The sequence below is a fragment of the Diaphorobacter ruginosibacter genome, from assembly GCF_014395975.1.
GTDB lineage: Bacteria > Pseudomonadota > Gammaproteobacteria > Burkholderiales > Burkholderiaceae_C > Diaphorobacter_A > Diaphorobacter_A ruginosibacter.
This window is the reverse complement of record NZ_CP060714.1, coordinates 4,515,902-4,531,266: the sequence shown is the minus strand read 5'-3', so window position 1 is coordinate 4,531,266 and position 15,365 is coordinate 4,515,902. Positions and strand designations below refer to the sequence as shown.

13 protein-coding genes are annotated in these 15,365 nt (G+C 66.1%); 6 read left to right on the top strand and 7 right to left on the bottom strand.

Annotated elements, in window-relative coordinates; all coding sequences use genetic code 11:
• Entirely contained in the window at positions 1–651 is a 651-nt protein-coding gene (locus H9K76_RS20485) for a 3'-5' exonuclease (protein ID WP_187597113.1), read from the top strand.
• Positions 652–716: 65 nt separating this feature from the next.
• Here the strand turns inward: H9K76_RS20485 and H9K76_RS20480 are convergent, their stop codons facing one another.
• Positions 717–2,078 (bottom strand): aminotransferase class I/II-fold pyridoxal phosphate-dependent enzyme, encoded by a 1,362-nt coding sequence (locus H9K76_RS20480; RefSeq protein ID WP_187597112.1) that lies wholly within the window; start codon positions 2,076–2,078, stop codon positions 717–719.
• Positions 2,079–3,469: 1,391 nt separating this feature from the next.
• Between H9K76_RS20480 and leuA the strand changes: the two genes are divergently transcribed.
• The 3 genes from leuA (at position 3,470) to H9K76_RS20465 (ending at position 6,992) form a co-directional block, all read left to right on the top strand.
• On the top strand, positions 3,470–5,164 hold the full coding sequence (leuA, locus tag H9K76_RS20475; protein WP_187600766.1) for a 2-isopropylmalate synthase: 1,695 nt from the start codon (positions 3,470–3,472) through the stop codon (positions 5,162–5,164).
• A 125-nt stretch (positions 5,165–5,289) separates the two neighbouring features.
• Complete coding sequence (locus H9K76_RS20470) at positions 5,290–5,784, top strand: C40 family peptidase (protein WP_187597111.1); 495 nt, start codon at positions 5,290–5,292, stop codon at positions 5,782–5,784.
• A 92-nt stretch (positions 5,785–5,876) separates the two neighbouring features.
• The gene (locus H9K76_RS20465) at positions 5,877–6,992 is read left to right on the top strand and encodes a 3-deoxy-7-phosphoheptulonate synthase (protein WP_187597110.1); all 1,116 of its coding nucleotides are present in this window, start codon (positions 5,877–5,879) and stop codon (positions 6,990–6,992) included.
• Between the two features lie 36 nt (positions 6,993–7,028).
• Here the strand turns inward: H9K76_RS20465 and H9K76_RS20460 are convergent, their stop codons facing one another.
• The 5 genes from H9K76_RS20460 to H9K76_RS20440 form a co-directional block, all read right to left on the bottom strand.
• The gene (locus H9K76_RS20460; RefSeq protein ID WP_187597109.1) at positions 7,029–8,081 is read right to left on the bottom strand and encodes an acyl-CoA dehydrogenase family protein; all 1,053 of its coding nucleotides are present in this window, start codon (positions 8,079–8,081) and stop codon (positions 7,029–7,031) included.
• 10 nt (positions 8,082–8,091) lie between these two features.
• Positions 8,092–9,282, bottom strand: a complete 1,191-nt coding sequence (locus H9K76_RS20455; protein ID WP_187597108.1) for an acyl-CoA dehydrogenase family protein — start codon at positions 9,280–9,282, stop codon at positions 8,092–8,094.
• A gap of 87 nt (positions 9,283–9,369) precedes the next feature.
• Complete coding sequence (locus H9K76_RS20450) at positions 9,370–10,338, bottom strand: Bug family tripartite tricarboxylate transporter substrate binding protein (protein ID WP_187597107.1); 969 nt, start codon at positions 10,336–10,338, stop codon at positions 9,370–9,372.
• A gap of 47 nt (positions 10,339–10,385) precedes the next feature.
• Complete coding sequence (locus tag H9K76_RS20445) at positions 10,386–12,512, bottom strand: acetate--CoA ligase family protein (RefSeq protein ID WP_187597106.1); 2,127 nt, start codon at positions 12,510–12,512, stop codon at positions 10,386–10,388.
• A 3-nt stretch (positions 12,513–12,515) separates the two neighbouring features.
• Positions 12,516–13,313 (bottom strand): enoyl-CoA hydratase, encoded by a 798-nt coding sequence (locus tag H9K76_RS20440; RefSeq protein ID WP_187597105.1) that lies wholly within the window; start codon positions 13,311–13,313, stop codon positions 12,516–12,518.
• A gap of 97 nt (positions 13,314–13,410) precedes the next feature.
• Between H9K76_RS20440 and H9K76_RS20435 the strand changes: the two genes are divergently transcribed.
• Together H9K76_RS20435 and H9K76_RS20430 are read left to right on the top strand one after the other, a co-directional pair.
• Positions 13,411–14,169, top strand: coding sequence for an IclR family transcriptional regulator (locus H9K76_RS20435; protein WP_187597104.1), 759 nt, complete (start codon positions 13,411–13,413; stop codon positions 14,167–14,169).
• Entirely contained in the window at positions 14,169–14,498 is a 330-nt protein-coding gene (locus H9K76_RS20430) for a hypothetical protein (RefSeq protein WP_187597103.1), read from the top strand. Before H9K76_RS20435 ends, H9K76_RS20430 begins: the two co-directional genes overlap by 1 nt.
• Before the next feature lie 69 nt (positions 14,499–14,567).
• Here the strand turns inward: H9K76_RS20430 and H9K76_RS20425 are convergent, their stop codons facing one another.
• Positions 14,568–15,314, bottom strand: coding sequence for an SDR family NAD(P)-dependent oxidoreductase (locus H9K76_RS20425; protein WP_187597102.1), 747 nt, complete (start codon positions 15,312–15,314; stop codon positions 14,568–14,570).
• Positions 15,315–15,365: the final 51 nt, after the last annotated feature.

Genomic DNA, 15,365 nt, shown 5'->3' with positions numbered 1-15,365 from the left:
ATGTCGTCCACCGAACCCATCGCCGTCATCGACTTCGAGACCACCGGCATGACACCCGCCCAGGGTGCCCGCGCCACGGAAGTCGCCATCGTCCTGCTGCAGGACGGCCGGATCGTGGACCGTTTCCAGAGCCTGATGCGCACGGGCGTCCACATCCCCGGCTTCATCACCCAGCTCACCGGCATCACCAATGCGATGGTGGCGGGTGCCCCGCCCGCCGAGTCCGTCATGCGTGACGCCGCGCGATTCGTGGGCGGCGCCCAGATGGTGGCCCACAATGCGTCGTTCGACAGCAAGTTCTGGACGGCCGAGCTGGCGCATGCGGATATCCAGGCGACGCAGAGCTTTGCGTGCACGGTGCTGCTGTCGCGCCGCCTGTATCCCGAGGCGCGCAGCCACAGCCTGGGAAACATCATCGACCACCTCGGCCTGCCGCGCGCAGGACGTGCCCACCGGGCGCTGGCGGACGCGGAGATGGCGGCGTTCCTGCTGGCGCGGATTCAGCGGGATCTGCGCGAGCGCTGGCGCATCCAGGACGCGAGGCACGACCTGCTGTGCGGCCTGCAGAAATGCGCGCGACCGGCGGTTTCCCAATGGCTGGGCCGACGTGCAGCGCTGCAGGCGGAATCACCCTCCTCGCCCGGACGGTAGATTCGGATAGAGCCTCCCCGGTGCTGACGCATGTTCGGAGGCTGCCGCGGCCGCCCCCGAACCGTTCAATACACGGCTCTCGCCTGCAGGCTCATGGCCAGCGCCAGATCCGTTGCGAGCCGCTTCACGTCCCGCCGCTCTACCGCGCCCACACTGATCCGCACCGCCGGGCCGCTGGCCAGCGCCATGGGCGAGCCGGCCTGTACCGCCCATCCCCGCGACGCCATGGCCTGGACCACTGCCAGCTCGTCCGGCACTGTGAGCCACAGGTGCAGGCCTTCCGGGCCCCCCTGGGCCGGGCCGGCGCCGAACTCCAGCACCACGCCCTGCTTCTGCAACTCGGCCACAAGCGCCTGCCTGCGCGTGGAACATGCGTTCTGCATGTTCGCAAAAGACCCCCGCCCCTTGCCCCTGGCGGCCTGCCGCCACAGCAGCGCGGCAAATCGCTGCAGCCAGAGGCTCACCTTGCGCGGCCCGAGGGCGAAGTGGGAACGCATGCCCTCGATGAGGTCCGGGACACCCGCCGCGATACAGACGCGCATCTCCGGGCCCAGCGGCTTTCCCAGTGACATGACGTACAGCCATTGGGGCGGCAGCGCATCGGCGCAGGCCAGCGACGTGCCGCTGAGCAGGCCCCAGTAGTCGTTGAAGACCACGAGAGTGTTCGGGCAGGTGCGCAACTGCCGGCGCAACGCGCGCCAGCGGTCGGCGCGGATGGCCGTGCCCGTGGGGTTGTGGGCGCGCGGCGTGAGCACGACAGCCGCACAGCTTGCGAGCAGGCCGGGCGCGGGCACCTGCAGGCCCTGTCCGTCCATGGCCAGGGGCACGGGCCGCAGGCGCAGGCTGCGCAGCAGCGCGAGCAACGGGGGCCAGCACGGGTCCTCGATGGCGACACGATCACCCGGACGGGCATGCTGCCTGAGCGCTCGCTCGATGGTGTCGAGCGTGCTGGAGAACACACCAACGGACTCGTTGGGAATGCCCTGCGAAGCGAGCCACTCGCCGGCCATGACCAGCAGCTCCTCGTCATCACTGAGCTCACCCGTGGATGCCCCCCATGCCAACGGCACCTGCAACAGCCTGCTCCACGAGCCGGCCCGCAATTGCGGCAGCAATGCGGCATCCACCTGGCCACCCGCCAGGTCGCGCAGCCCTTCGGGCACGACATAGGCCGCGGGCAGGGGCATGACCGCCTCGCCCGCAACCCGCGTGCCACGCCGGCCGGAGGTGACCAGACGTCCCGCATCACGCAGCCGCGCGTAGGCCGCGGCGACCGTGTTGGGATTCACGCCGAGCTGGGTGGCAAGGTGCCGCACGGCGGGCAGGGCATCGCCTGCCTGGAGCTCACCGTTGCGCAGCAGAGTTTCGATGCTGCCTGCAATGTCTTGTGCATTGCTTCCTTGTATTTTGTTTGCTGACCAATTCATCCCATACATTGTATTGTTTGTACTAGTACAAAATTTTGTATGAGTAACGCAGGATTGAAAGTTGCGAAAGCAAAAGTTGGGAGTTGCCTAAAAGATAAGCAAAATGGCCCAAAAAACGCGTTTTTGGGGCTTCAAAAGTAAGGGAAAGGGGTGAAATCGAAAGGACGGTCATGATCGCCAAGGGAAAAGTGCATGCCATCGTCAAGCCAGCGACAAGCCGACGAAAAATTCAACGAAAAAAGTTCGAAGGTGCCTGAAAAACAGGCCGATGGGGGTTGCCTCGGTCATTCGGGGAAATGGAAGAAATTTCCAATGCCTAAAAATTAAGCATTTGCGCGGAAATTTGCACAAATTTCGGGCAGCGCGGCAAAGAAAAGAAGGCTGGAAAAATGGAAAAAGGCGAGGGCGGTTGGCCGTATGTGCATTGGCCTTCGGTTCGGAGCGGTTTTTTGTTGCTAAGGTCTTTTTTAGGACAGAGGCCGGGAGTGCCCCCGGCGGGGCAGTCACTTTTTGCGCGCGCAAAAAGTCACCAAAAAGGCGTTTCAATACCCACGGCAAAACTCGCTTTGCGCCTGCGGCGCGCCGCTCAGACAGCCGCCGTGAGTCAGATTAAGGGGAGGGGCATTCGGCACGTCGCTGCGCTCGCGCTGGGGCATCTCGCGACTTCGCGAGATGTTCAGTGTCCAAATTAGCCCTGCTGGTTAAAAGTGGCGCAGTCTGCTCGCCCGAAGTCGGGCGAGCCCAGGCACGAGCGCAGCGACGTGCCGAAAATTCCTCTTCCAGACTGACTCGCGGTGGCTGTCCGAACGGAGCGCGCAGCGCGAAGTGAGTTTCACCGCGTGCCCCGCATTCAAAGCGCATTTTTGGTGACTTTTTGGGCAAGACCAAAAAGTTACTGCCCCGCCGGGGGCACTCCCGGCCTCCACTCTCAAACAAGGAAGAAAGCAGAAGCCGAACCAGCCCCACACATCGCAGACCAAGAGAGGCAAAGCCCCGCATACACCACGGGTTACTGCAATGACCGCATTTGCACGCAACAAAATATCCGTGCTAGTATTTTCCGCATATGCAACGCACCCAGCAGCTACTAAACACCCTACGACTAAGCCTAGTGCTTGGCCGGGGTCTGCTGCGTGCAAACGCTCCGTTGCCCGAGACGCTCCAAGACTGATTCATTACCCGAAGAAGTCCACGCAAGCCGTCTCTCCGCGCAACACCGACATCCCCCTGACCCCGGCCACACACCCGCCTTTGCTCGTATCTTGAGCTCAGGGCGGCAGGGGACGTCATCGATTTTTTCGTTTTGAATTTTCGATTGACCCGTGCGTCGTGCCCTCATGCAAAGATCCCGCGGCACGACCCACAACGACACGATGTGGAGCCGACAAATGATGCATTCCAACCCTTCCCAGAAGTACCAGCCCTTCGCGCCCATCGCATTGGCGGACCGTACCTGGCCCTCCAGGACCATCACGAAAGCGCCGATCTGGCTTTCCACCGATCTGCGCGATGGCAACCAGGCGTTGTTCGAGCCCATGAACGGCGAGCGCAAGATGCAGCTCTACAAGGAGCTCGTGCGCATCGGCTTCAAGCAGATCGAGGTAGGTTTTCCCGCAGCCTCGCAGACCGACTTCGACTTCGTGCGCCGCCTCATCGACGAGGACCTGATTCCCGACGACGTGACCATCATGGTGATGACACAGTCGCGCGAGGACCTGATCGACCGCACGGTGGAGGCGGTGAAGGGTGCCAGGCGCGCCATCGTCCACATCTACAACGCAGTGGCGCCCGCGTGGCGCAAGATCGTCTTCAACATGGACGTTCCGCAGGTGATGCAGCTCGTGAAGCACCATGTGTCGCACTTCAAGATGCGCTCCGATGCGCATCCCGAGACGGAGTGGACCTTGCAGTACTCGCCCGAGACCTTCAGCAGCGCCGAACTCGAGGTCTCGCTCGCGGCCTGCCAGACCGCCATCGAGGCCTGGGGCGTGGGCCCGGATCGCAAGATCATCATCAACCTCCCGACCACGGTGGAGAACGCGACGCCGAACGTGTTCGCGGACCAGATCGAGTGGATGCATCGCCATCTCGTTCCGCGCGAGCACATCGTGCTCTCCGTGCATCCGCACAACGATCGCGGCACGGGCGTGGCGGCCGCCGAGTTCGCGATGATGGCCGGCGCGGACCGCGTGGAAGGGTGCCTCTTCGGCAATGGCGAACGCTGCGGCAACGTGGACGTCGTGACCGTTGCGCTCAACATGTACACCCAGGGCGTCGATCCCGAGCTCGACTTCTCCGACATCACCGGCGTGGCGCGCATCGCGGAGGAGTGCACCTCGCTGCCGATTCACCCGCGCCACCCGTACGCGGGCGACCTGGTGTTCACCGCGTTCTCCGGCTCCCACCAGGATGCGATCAAGAAGGGCTTCGCCGCGCAGGATCCGAACGGCGTCTGGGAAGTGCCCTACCTCCCCATCGACCCCGCGGACCTGGGCCGCACGTATGACAGCGTGATCCGCGTGAACAGCCAGTCGGGCAAGGGCGGCATCTCCTTCCTCATGGAGCGCGAGCATGGCGTGGTGATGCCGCGCCGCATGCAGGTGGAGTTCAGCGCGGTGGTACAGCGCCAGACCGACGCCAGCGAAACCGAGATGACCGGCGATGCGCTCTGGAAGCTGTTCGACGCGACCTACCTCGCCACGCCGGACACGGCCGAGGCCATCGTGTGCCATGCGCATCACGTGACGCACGACGGCCACAGCATCGAGCTCGACGTGACCATCAACGGCGTGCGCCAGACGCTCCAGGGCGAGGGCAACGGCCCGATCGCCGCGACCGTGGACGCGCTCGGCCTGCCGCTGCGAGTGGACCACTACGAGGAACGCGCCACGGGCAGCGGTGCGAATGCACAGGCGCTGGCGATCATCGAGGCGGCGATGGAAGGCGTGGCGGGTTCCACCTTCGGCGCGGGCATGAGCGCCAACATCATGACGGCCTCGGTGCAGGCGGTGGTGAGCGTGGCGAACCGCCTCCATGCGCGGCGCGTGGGGCAAGAAGAATCAACGGCCGATACCACGGCAGCCTGATCCGCCTGGCTGGATGTTCCCTGCCCCACAGGGCAGGCGAGCAGGAGCAAGCGCCGGACCACAAGCCCGCGCGCAGTAAGGGAAACACTTGGGCCACGAGCCCGCTGCTGTTACCCTTGGCCTCCATGCGAGCACTTCAAACCTGCCTGACACTGGCCGTCGCCGTGCTGCTTGCCGCATGCGGCTCGGCCCCCACCACGTCACGCACGTCCTCCTCCGGCACCTGGGGGCAGGGCGTTTCGCGCCTCTCCGAGGCACAGGCCGACGACATCGCCATCCATGCCATGGGCCTCGTCGGCACGCCATACCGCTATGGCGGCAACACCCCGGCCGGCGGCTTCGACTGCAGCGGGCTCATCGGCTACGTGTACCAGAACACGGCGGGCGTGGCCCCGCCACGCACGGTCTCCCAGCTCGACGAGTTCGGCAAGTCCATCTCCGAGGATGACCTGCGCACCGGAGACCTGGTGCTGTTCGGCGGCTCGCGGCCCACGCATGCCGGCATCTATGTGGGCAACGGGCGCTTTGTCCATGCGCCGTCGACGGGCGGAACGGTGCGGCTCGACTCGCTGCAGTCGAAGTACTGGTCCCGGCAGCGCATGTCCTTCCGGCGGTTCTGACCCCGCGGCGTGGCTCCCGCCGCCGCGCGCCCCTCTGCAAGCACCAAGCCCCGAAACACGGGGCCGCCGCCATTGCGGGACAATGGCGCACCATGACCCAGAACATCACCCCCACCCACAAGCCCCAGGCATCCACCCACGACACCACGCGCATCGACGATCTGCGCATCAAGGCCGTACGCCCGCTGATCACGCCCGCGCTGCTGCAGGAGTGGCTGCCCACGCCCCAGGATGCATCGGACCTGGTGGAGTCCAGCCGCGCCGCCATCTCGAAGGTGCTGCACGGACAGGACGACCGCCTGGTAGTGGTGGTGGGCCCGTGCTCGATTCACGACCATGACCAGGCTATCGAATACGCATGCAAGCTCAGGAAGCAGGCCGAGGCCCTGTCGGGCGAGCTGCTCATCGTGATGCGCGTGTACTTCGAGAAGCCCCGCACCACGGTGGGATGGAAGGGCTACATCAACGATCCGCGCATGGACGACAGCTTCGCCATCAACGATGGCGTGCAGATGGCGCGCGCGCTGCTGCTGGACATTCTTGAACTGGGCCTGCCCGTGGCCACGGAATTCCTCGATCTGCTGTCGCCGCAGTTCATCAGCGACCTGGTCAGCTGGGGTGCCATCGGTGCCCGCACGACCGAAAGCCAGAGCCACCGCCAGCTCGCCAGCGGCCTGTCGTGCCCGGTGGGCTTCAAGAACGGCACCGATGGCGGCGTGAAGGTGGCCTCCGATGCGATCCTGGCCGCGCAGGCGTCTCACGCCTTCATGGGCATGACCAAGATGGGCCAGTCCGCCATTTTCGAGACCCGCGGCAACGATGACTGCCACGTGATCCTGCGCGGCGGCAAGCAGCCCAACTACAGCGCCGAGGACGTGAACGCAGCCTGCGAACTGCTGAAGAAATCGGGCCTGCGCGAGCAGGTGATGATCGACCTCTCGCACGCCAACAGCAGCAAGCAGCACGCGCGCCAGATCGTCGTGGCCGAAGACGTCGCACGGCAGGTGGCCGCTGGCGACCGGCGCATCACGGGCGTGATGATCGAGAGCCACCTCGAGGAAGGGCGCCAGGACATCGTGGAAGGGCAGGAGCTCAGGCACGGCGTGTCGGTGACCGATGCCTGCATCAGCTTCGACCAGACGGTTCCCGTGCTGGAGCAGCTGGCAGCGGCCGTGCGCACGCGCCGCGAGACCGCACCGCGTGCCTGAGGGCCTGGACCCGCTCTGAGAGCGGGCACCCCTCCTTCAGGCGAGCGCAAGCGCCTCCACGCGCGACAGCGCTCCCGAGGCACCGCCCAGGCGAATCGCCAGCAACTGCGCCCGCTTGAGGAACAGGTGGGCATCGTGCTCCCATGTGAAGCCCATGCCGCCATGCACCTGGATCACCGTGCGTGTGGTGAGCTGCGCCCCCTCGATGGCCGTGAACTCGGCGGCAGCGCATGCAAAGGACGCATCGGGCAGGCCGCCGTCGAGCGCCGCCGTCGCGTACCACAGCGCCAGGCGGGCGTTGTCCACCGCCATCCACGCATTCGCCAGCTGGTGCTTGATGGCCTGGTAGCTGCCGATGGGCTTGCCGAACTGCACCCGCTCCGCGGCGTAGCCCGCGCCCAGCAGCAGCGCGGCCTGCGCGACACCCACGAGTTCCGCACATTGCATGAGCCGCCAGGCGCTGCGGGCGTGCTCCCTGTCCTTCTCGTCGATGGCTCCCAGGTCCAGCCAGTCGAGGGCGTTCGCCGCCCGCGGCGGGAGTTCCTGGCGCAGTGTCGGGTCCAGTCCCGCGGCAGGGGCAGGGGCCGGGGCCGGTGCCGGTGCCGCCGGCACGATCGCCACCTGCAGCGGCTGCGATGCATCGTTCAGCCCGCGAACCACGACCGTGTCGGTGCATTGCGCGGCGAAATTCCAGAGCCGGTCGCCCGCATCGACGCAGTGGACGGCACGCTCCCCCGCCAGAATGCCGCTCAGAAGCGATTGAAGGGCCTCTGGCGCGTTTTTTCCTGCCGCCTTGACCCAGAGCGGCACCAGCACCGCGCTGCTCGCCCAGGGCAGGTTCAGCAGCTGTCCGCCCGCGGCCTCGGCCACGAGGCAGGCCTCGGTGAGCCCCAGCCCCAATCCGTCCATCGATTCCGGGGCGAGGAGGGCCATCCAGCCCATGCCGGCCATGTCGGCCCAGAGCCGCTGCTGCTCGGGCGCGGAAAAGGGCAATGCCTTGCGCGCGCGCGCCAGCGGGTGGTGGTCGGCAAAGAAGCGCCGGGCTGATTCCTGCAGCATCTGCTGCTCGTCGTTGAGTGCGAAGTCCATGGTTGTCCGTTCAGCCCTTGGGGAGTTGCAGCATCTGCTCGGCAAGAATGTTCCGTTGAACCTCGGAGGTTCCCGCGAGGATCGTTTCGGCGCGCGTCCACAGGTAGTCCCGCGTCCAGCCCGCGGCTTCGCGGTCGTCCGCGTCGGGACCGGGGCCTGCGAGCGCGCGTTCGCCCAGGACCTCCTCCGCCAGCGCCATCAGCTTCTGGTGCGACTCGCTCCAGTGCAGCTTGGTGGCCGATCCCTCGGGGCCGGGCGGGCCCCCGCGCAGCGCATGCGTGAGAGCGCGAAAGGTCTTGAGCCGGAGCACATGGCTGTCGATCGCCAGCCGCGCGATATCGCGGCGCAGGTGCGGGTCGTCGAGCCGCGTCAGGCCGCTCTCGCCCGGGGTGTCCGCGGCCAGCCTGCCAAGTGCCCGCACCTCCTGTGCGAAGCGCACCTGGCGCGGGATGAAGTAGGTGCCGCGCTCGAAGCTGGCCGCCGCCATCGCCAGGCGCCAGCCGCCGTTCTCCTCGCCGACCAGCGCATCGAACGGCACCTTCACGTCCTCGAAGAACACTTCGTTGAAATCGGACTCGCCGGTGATCTGGCGAATCGGCTCCACGCGCACGCCCGGCAGCTTCATGTCGACCAGCAGAAAACTGATGCCCTTGTGGCGCGGCAGCGAGGCATCGGTGCGCGCGAGCACGAAGCAATAGTCGGCAATGTGCGCGAACGACGTCCACACCTTGTGGCCGTTCAGCAGGTAGTGGTCGTCCCGGCGTTCGGCACGCGTTGCGAGCGATGCCAGGTCGGAGCCCGCGCCCGGCTCGGAGTAGCCCTGGCACCAGATCTCGCGGTTGCTCAGGATGCCCGGCAGGAAGCGCTGCTTCTGCGCCTCGCTTGCAAAGTGGATCAGCGTGGGGCCGAGGATGCCGTGCCCGATGATGTTCACGCCCAGCGGTGCGCCGATGCGCGCCTGCTCCTCGTGAAAGATCGCCTGCCGCGTAAGCGGCCAGTTCCGGCCGCCATACTGCGCGGGCCAGCCGAGGCCGGACCAGCCCGCCGCGCAGACGTAGTCCTCCCAGGCGCGGCGCCACTCGAAGTCGTTGGGGTCGGGTTCGGCAGGCCACGCAGCCTTGAATCGGGGGAAGTGGGTTTCAAACCAGTCGCGCAGGGTGATGCGGAACGCTTCGTCTTCGGGTGAATAGCCCACTTGCATGGTGCTGCGGTCTTTCGAATGTCTATTGGTTTCACGCCCCTCCCGGTTTGCAGGAGAGGGCGGATGGCTGAAAAAAAACGGTGGCGATCAGTCCGCCTTCGCGCCGGAATCCTTCACGACCTTCGTCCACTTCACGATGTCGTTCTTCAGGAAGGCCGCGAACTCGTCCGGCTTGTTGCCGATGATCTCCAGCCCCAGCGCATCGAACTTCTCCTGGATCGGCTGCTCCTTGAGGATCTCCTGCAGCGTGGCGTAGAGCTTGTTCACCACGGGCGCCGGCGTGCCCGCGGGCGCCACGAAGCCGAGCCACGGCATGGCCTCGTAGCCCGGCAGGCCGGACTCGGCCACGGTCGGCGTATCGGGCAGCAGCCTGGAGCGCTTGGCCGTCGTGACGGCGAGCAGGCGCACCTTCTTGTCGTTGATGAACGGCTTGGACGAAGCATAGGCATCGAACATCACGTTGATGTTGCCGCCCACGAGGTCCATCAGGGCGGGGGCGCTGCCCTTGTAGGGCACGTGCTCCATGTTGGCACCGGACATGGTCTTGAAGAGCTCGGACTCCAGGTGCGTCGACGTGCCCGCGCCCACGGAGCCGTAGCTGCCCTTGGCAGGGTTCGCCTTGAGCCAGGCCACCAGCTCGGCCACGTTGTGGGCCGGCACGCTGGGATGCACCTCCAGCACATGGACGACCGATGCCACCAGCGAGACCGGCGTGAAGTCCTTCACCGGATCGTAGTTCACCTTCTTGTACAGCGACGGTGCGATGCCGAGCGACGACGCGGCGAGCAGCAGCGTGTGGCCATCGGGGTTGGCGCGCGCCACATAGTCCGATGCGATCACCGTGCCGGCCCCGGGCTTGTTCTCCACGATCACCGGCTGGCCGAGCTTGGTGCTCATGCGCTCGGACAGCGCGCGGGCCATGATGTCGGTGGCGCCGCCGGGCGAGAAGGGCACGACGATGGTCACCGGCTTGGTCGGATAGTTCTGCGCCTGGGCGCTGCCGCACACGGCGGCGACTGCGACGGCCATGGTGGCCAGGATGTGCTTGAGCTTCATGGTACTTGTCTCCTCTTGGTTTGCTGTGGATAGTGAGGTCGGAAAAATCAGTGGTTGTGCGGGCTCGCCTTCGCGGGCAGCACCAGCGCATCGAGCATGCAGACCCCGTGGCCTCGCTCCCTGACGAGCAGAGGGTTCACCTCCACCTCGTCCGCCTGTTCCTGCAGCGCGAGCACCGCGCGCGAAAAGCCCGCGATGGCCGCACATGCGGCATCCACGTCGCCGGGCGCGCGGCCCCGATAGCCGGTGAGCAGCGGGAAGGCCTTCAGCTCACCCAGCATCTCGCGCGCCATCGATGCATCCACCGGCAGCACGCGGTGGCTCACGTCCTTGTAGAGCTCGGTGAGCACGCCGCCCAGCCCCACGGTCAGCGTCATGCCGAACACGGGATCACGCGTCGCTCCGACGATGAGCTCGGCCACGCCCGACTCCATCCGGCAGACCAGTGCGCCGTCGATGCGTGCCTGAGGCGCATGGCGGCGCACACTGGCCAGCACTTCGGTGAAGGCCTTGCGCACCTCGTCGGCGTCCTGCAGGCGCAGTCGCACACCGCCGGCCTCCGTCTTGTGCGCAATGTCGGCGGACAGCACCTTGAGCACGACCGGGTAGCCGATCGCCTCGGCCGCCGCGGCCGCCTCGTCTGCCGTGGTGGCCACGCGCTCGGCACCTGCGGGCATGCCATGCCGCACCAGCAACTGCTTGGTGCTGTATTCGTCAAGGCTGGGCGGCAGCGCCGTGCGCTCCGGCGGGGCTTCGCCGCGCAGGTCGAGCCAGCGGTTGTTTCGGCGGCGCTCCTGCCACAGCAGGAAGGGCGACAGCGCGGAGACCGCCACGCCGATGTCCTCGAACACAGGCACGCCGCCCGCGCGCAGTTGCTCGCGTGTCCTGGCCGCGCCGGTGTCGATGGCGACGAAGAGCCTGGCGAACTTCTGCGACACGGCGCACAGGTCGTCCGCCATGCGGTCGAGCATGTAGCCCGGCGCGTAGATGACGACCGCGTCCACCGCGTCGGACTGCGCGAGCGCCTCCATCGCGGTGCGCACGAAGCCCGGATCGTTCACCACGTTGCCGGTCACATCGACCGGATTGCTCACCATGCCGTAGTCGGGAATGCCGCTGCGCAGCGTGTCCTGGAGCGCCTGCGGCAGCGTGGGGACGTCGAGCCCAAGCGCGATGAACTTGTCGGCCAGGATCGCGCCCAGCGCGCCCGAGATCGTGATGATCGCCACGCGCCTGCCTGCGCTCTTGTGGCGGTAGCCCGCGAGGTGCGCGAGCTGCGCCATCTGCACGAAATCGTTGCTCTGGATGATGTCGAGCTGGCGAAACGCGGCCTGGTACACGGCCTGGTCGCCCGCAAGCGCCGAGGTGTGCGAGCGCACGGCCTCCGACCCCTTGTCGGTTTCCCCCGCCTTGTAGAGCACGAGCAGCTTGCCCTGGCGCGAGAAGCGTTCGGCGGCCTGCATGAAGCGCTCGCCGTCGCGCAGCTCTTCGATGTAGCCCAGCGCCACGTCGGTCGCATCGTCCTGCGCGAGGTATTCGAGGTACTGCGCGAAATCCACGCACGCCTCGTTGCCGGTGTTGATGAAGTGGCTGAAGTCCACCCCCAGGCGGCGCGCGATCGCATACACCGCGGCGCACACGTTGCCGCTCTGCGTGAGCAGGCTGACGCTGCCCCGGCCCGGTTGCATGGGCGCGGTGTTGAAAACCGAGGCGAAATTGGTGTGTGCCTGCGTGTTCAGGTTCGCAAACCCCATCGCGTTGGGTCCGGCGACCACCAGGTCGGTCGTCGCCACGTAGGCCTCGAGTTCGGCCTGCAAGGCGGCCCCCCTGGCGCCTTCCTCGGCGAATCCCGCCGCGTAGACGATCACCGCGCGCACGCCCCTGGCCGCGCAGCGCCGGAGCATCGCGAGCACATCGGCTGCCGCGATGGCGAGCACCACCAGGTCCGGCGCTTCGGGCAGCGATTCGATATCGGCATGGCAGCGCAGGCCGAACACTTGCTCATATTTCGGATTGATCGGATAGATGCGCCCCTGGTAGCCAAACTTGGTGAGATGCGCGATGGGCATGCCGCCGATGCGCGCGGCGTTGTTGCTGGCGCCGACGATGGCGATCGATGCGGGGTTGAGCAGCGGCTCGAGGCGGTGCGTGGAGTGCTTCACGGGAGAGCGCATGGTTCAGGCCTTTCCTGCGTTCTTCTGGATTGCGCTCGCCAGTCCGCGGTCGCGCGCCGTGAGAAAACCTTCGCTCAGGTGCGAAAGCTGGTGCGTGTCGAAATGCGCCTCGAGCGACGCGCGCAGGCCCTGCGTGTCGAGCGAGCGATTGATCGAGCGCTTGATGAGCCGGAGCCCGAAGGGGGGCGCCTTGGCGATCTGCTGCGCCATCGCGAGCGCGGCGTCGGCCAGTTCCGCATCCGGCACCACGCGGTTGACCATGCCGATGTCGCACGCTTCCTGAGCGCTCAGCTTGCCACCCGTGAAGAGCATTTCCTTGGCCTTGCGCGCACCCATCACCCAGGGGTGGATCAGCACTTCGGTGGCCGCCGCGCCGAGCGTGTGACCGACGGGGTCGGAGAAGAACGCGCTGTCGCCCGCGACCACCAGGTCGCACATGTTGGCGATCATGAAACCGCCCGCCACACAGGCGCCCTGCACCTGCGCGATGGTGGGCTTGGGAAAGTCCCGGATCTTGAGCGAGTAGTCGAAGTAGCGCAGTTCCTCATAGGCCCAGCGCTCCTCCACGGTGAAGTTCGCGCGCTCGGCCTGGGCCTGCTTCAGGTCGTGGCCCGCCGAGAAATGCGCACCCTTGCCGCCCACAATCACCACGTTCACGGAGTTATCCACACGCGCCTCGTCGAAGGCGGCCATCAACTCGTCCAGCAACTGCTGGCTCTGTGCATTGCGCTGCGCCTCGCGGGCCAGCAGGATGCGGCGCACCGCGCCGTGGTTTTCGATTTCGAGCGTTTCGTACGCCATGCCTTGTCTCCTAAACATCGTCTATCTGCGGGATGACATTCAGTCTAGACTTCGGGTTTCCTATATCTCAAACAAATATTCACTCTTTTCCCACAATATGGACAAAACATCCGGAACCGCCGGCGCACAGAGCCTGCGCCGTTCGCTGGGCCTGCTGCGCATGCTGGCCGAGCACCATGAGCACGGCATCACGCTGACCGAGGTGATGGCGGCCTCGGGCCTGGAGCGTTCGACCGCGCACCGGCTGCTGTCATGCCTGGCGGAGGAACAGTTCGCCGAACGCGACCCCGAGACGAAGGCCTACCGGCTGGGCATCGACGCCATGCAGCTCGGCTTCGCCTCGATGCGCCGCGTGCCCCTGGTGGATTCGTGCCGTCCGCTCATGCAGAAGCTCGCGCGCATGTCGGGCGACACCGTGTTCCTGGTGATCCGCCAGGGCGACTACTGCCTGTGCCTGCACCGCGAGGAAGGGCACTTTCCCGTGAAGGTGTTCACCACCGACGTCGGCGGGCGCCGCCTGCTGGGCCTGGGCGCGGGCGGACTCGCGCTGATGGCGCAGCTGGGCGATACCGAGGTCGAGCGCATCTTCGACCGCCACACGGAGGAATTCGCACAGGCGAATTTCACGCGCGAGCGCCTGATCCAGGCCGTCAAGCGCACACGCAGCATGGGCTACGCGGACATCACCGACACGCTGACCGTCGGCGTGTCGGGCGTCGGCTGCACCTTCACCGCATCGGCCAGCACCCAGGCCGCCATCAGCTTCGGCGCGATCGCGCCGCGCCTGCCGCCCGAACGCAAGAAGGAGATGGCGCAGTTGCTGAAGGAGCAACTTGCCATTGCGATGCAGATGTGATGTCGTCCCTCGTGACCGAACGCTCGGCGATCACAGGCTGGGTCAGGCTGATGCGGGTGAATGGACGGTTTGCGATGAACGAGGACGGCACCGTTCAGTGCTACCAGGACATCCCGCGCCAAGACCCTTATTCCATGCGCTGCGCGTTGCTCGACATGCCCGATCTGCAACAGAGCTGGAAGGGAAGTGCGGACATCACCATCCACCCGTTCCACAGGGATGTCAGTGAGGGATATCCGTCGTTTTACATGCGCACCCGCGATCGCTTCGGCAACTGGCTGGGCCTGGGCCCGGTGCGCCTTCCAGGCCTCGACATTCCTGCGAACTGAGCTGCCTCCGCCAGACGGGCGGCTTGTGGATAACTCGCTGACCGTTGTGTTCTGGCATCCCCGTCGGCGTCAGGTCAGATTCAACCCGCCATCCGACAGCACCACTTCACCGGTCAGATAGTCCGACGCAGCCAGCATCGCCACCACCTGCGCGATGTCCTCGGGCTGTGCTCCGCGCCGCATGGGAGACTTGGTGTTCCACAGTTCCCGCGCAGCGGTCCAGCTTTCCGTCAGGGGCGTTTCCACCAGCCCCGGTGCAACGGCGTTCACGCGGATTTCCGGTGAAAGGCTCAGTGCGAGCAGGCGTGTCATGTGGTTGAGCGCGGCCTTGCCTGCCGCATAGGGGATGGACGCGCCCTTGGGGCGCACACCGGCATGCGAGCTGATGTTGATCACGCAAGCAGGCCTGCCGCTCAGCCGGGCAGACGCGCGCAATGCGGCTTCGGCATGTGCAATCAACCGGAAAGGCGCGACCACGTTCACCTCGTGCAGTTGTTGCCAGACCTCGGGCGTGGCCGCCAGAAGGTCGCCGTGCGGGATCACCTGACTTATGCCCGCGTTATTCACAAGCAGATCGATTCGGCCGCATGCGGCAACGGTTTGCTCTACAAGATTCCGGCGTTCCTCCTCGTCTGCGAGATCGGCCTGGATGTAAAGGGCAGGGGACAGTTCCAGGGCCATCGCCCTGCCGGTTTCCACACTGCTTCGCGAATGAAGCACCACCAAAAATCCGTCGCGCGACAGGCAACGGGCGATAGCGGCGCCGATCCCGCTGGTGGAACCGGTAATGAGTGCGACGGGTCGGGTGGAGGTCATTCAAAAAGAAGAAGAAAAAGAAACGCCGGGCAAGGAAGCGGTGAAACTTGC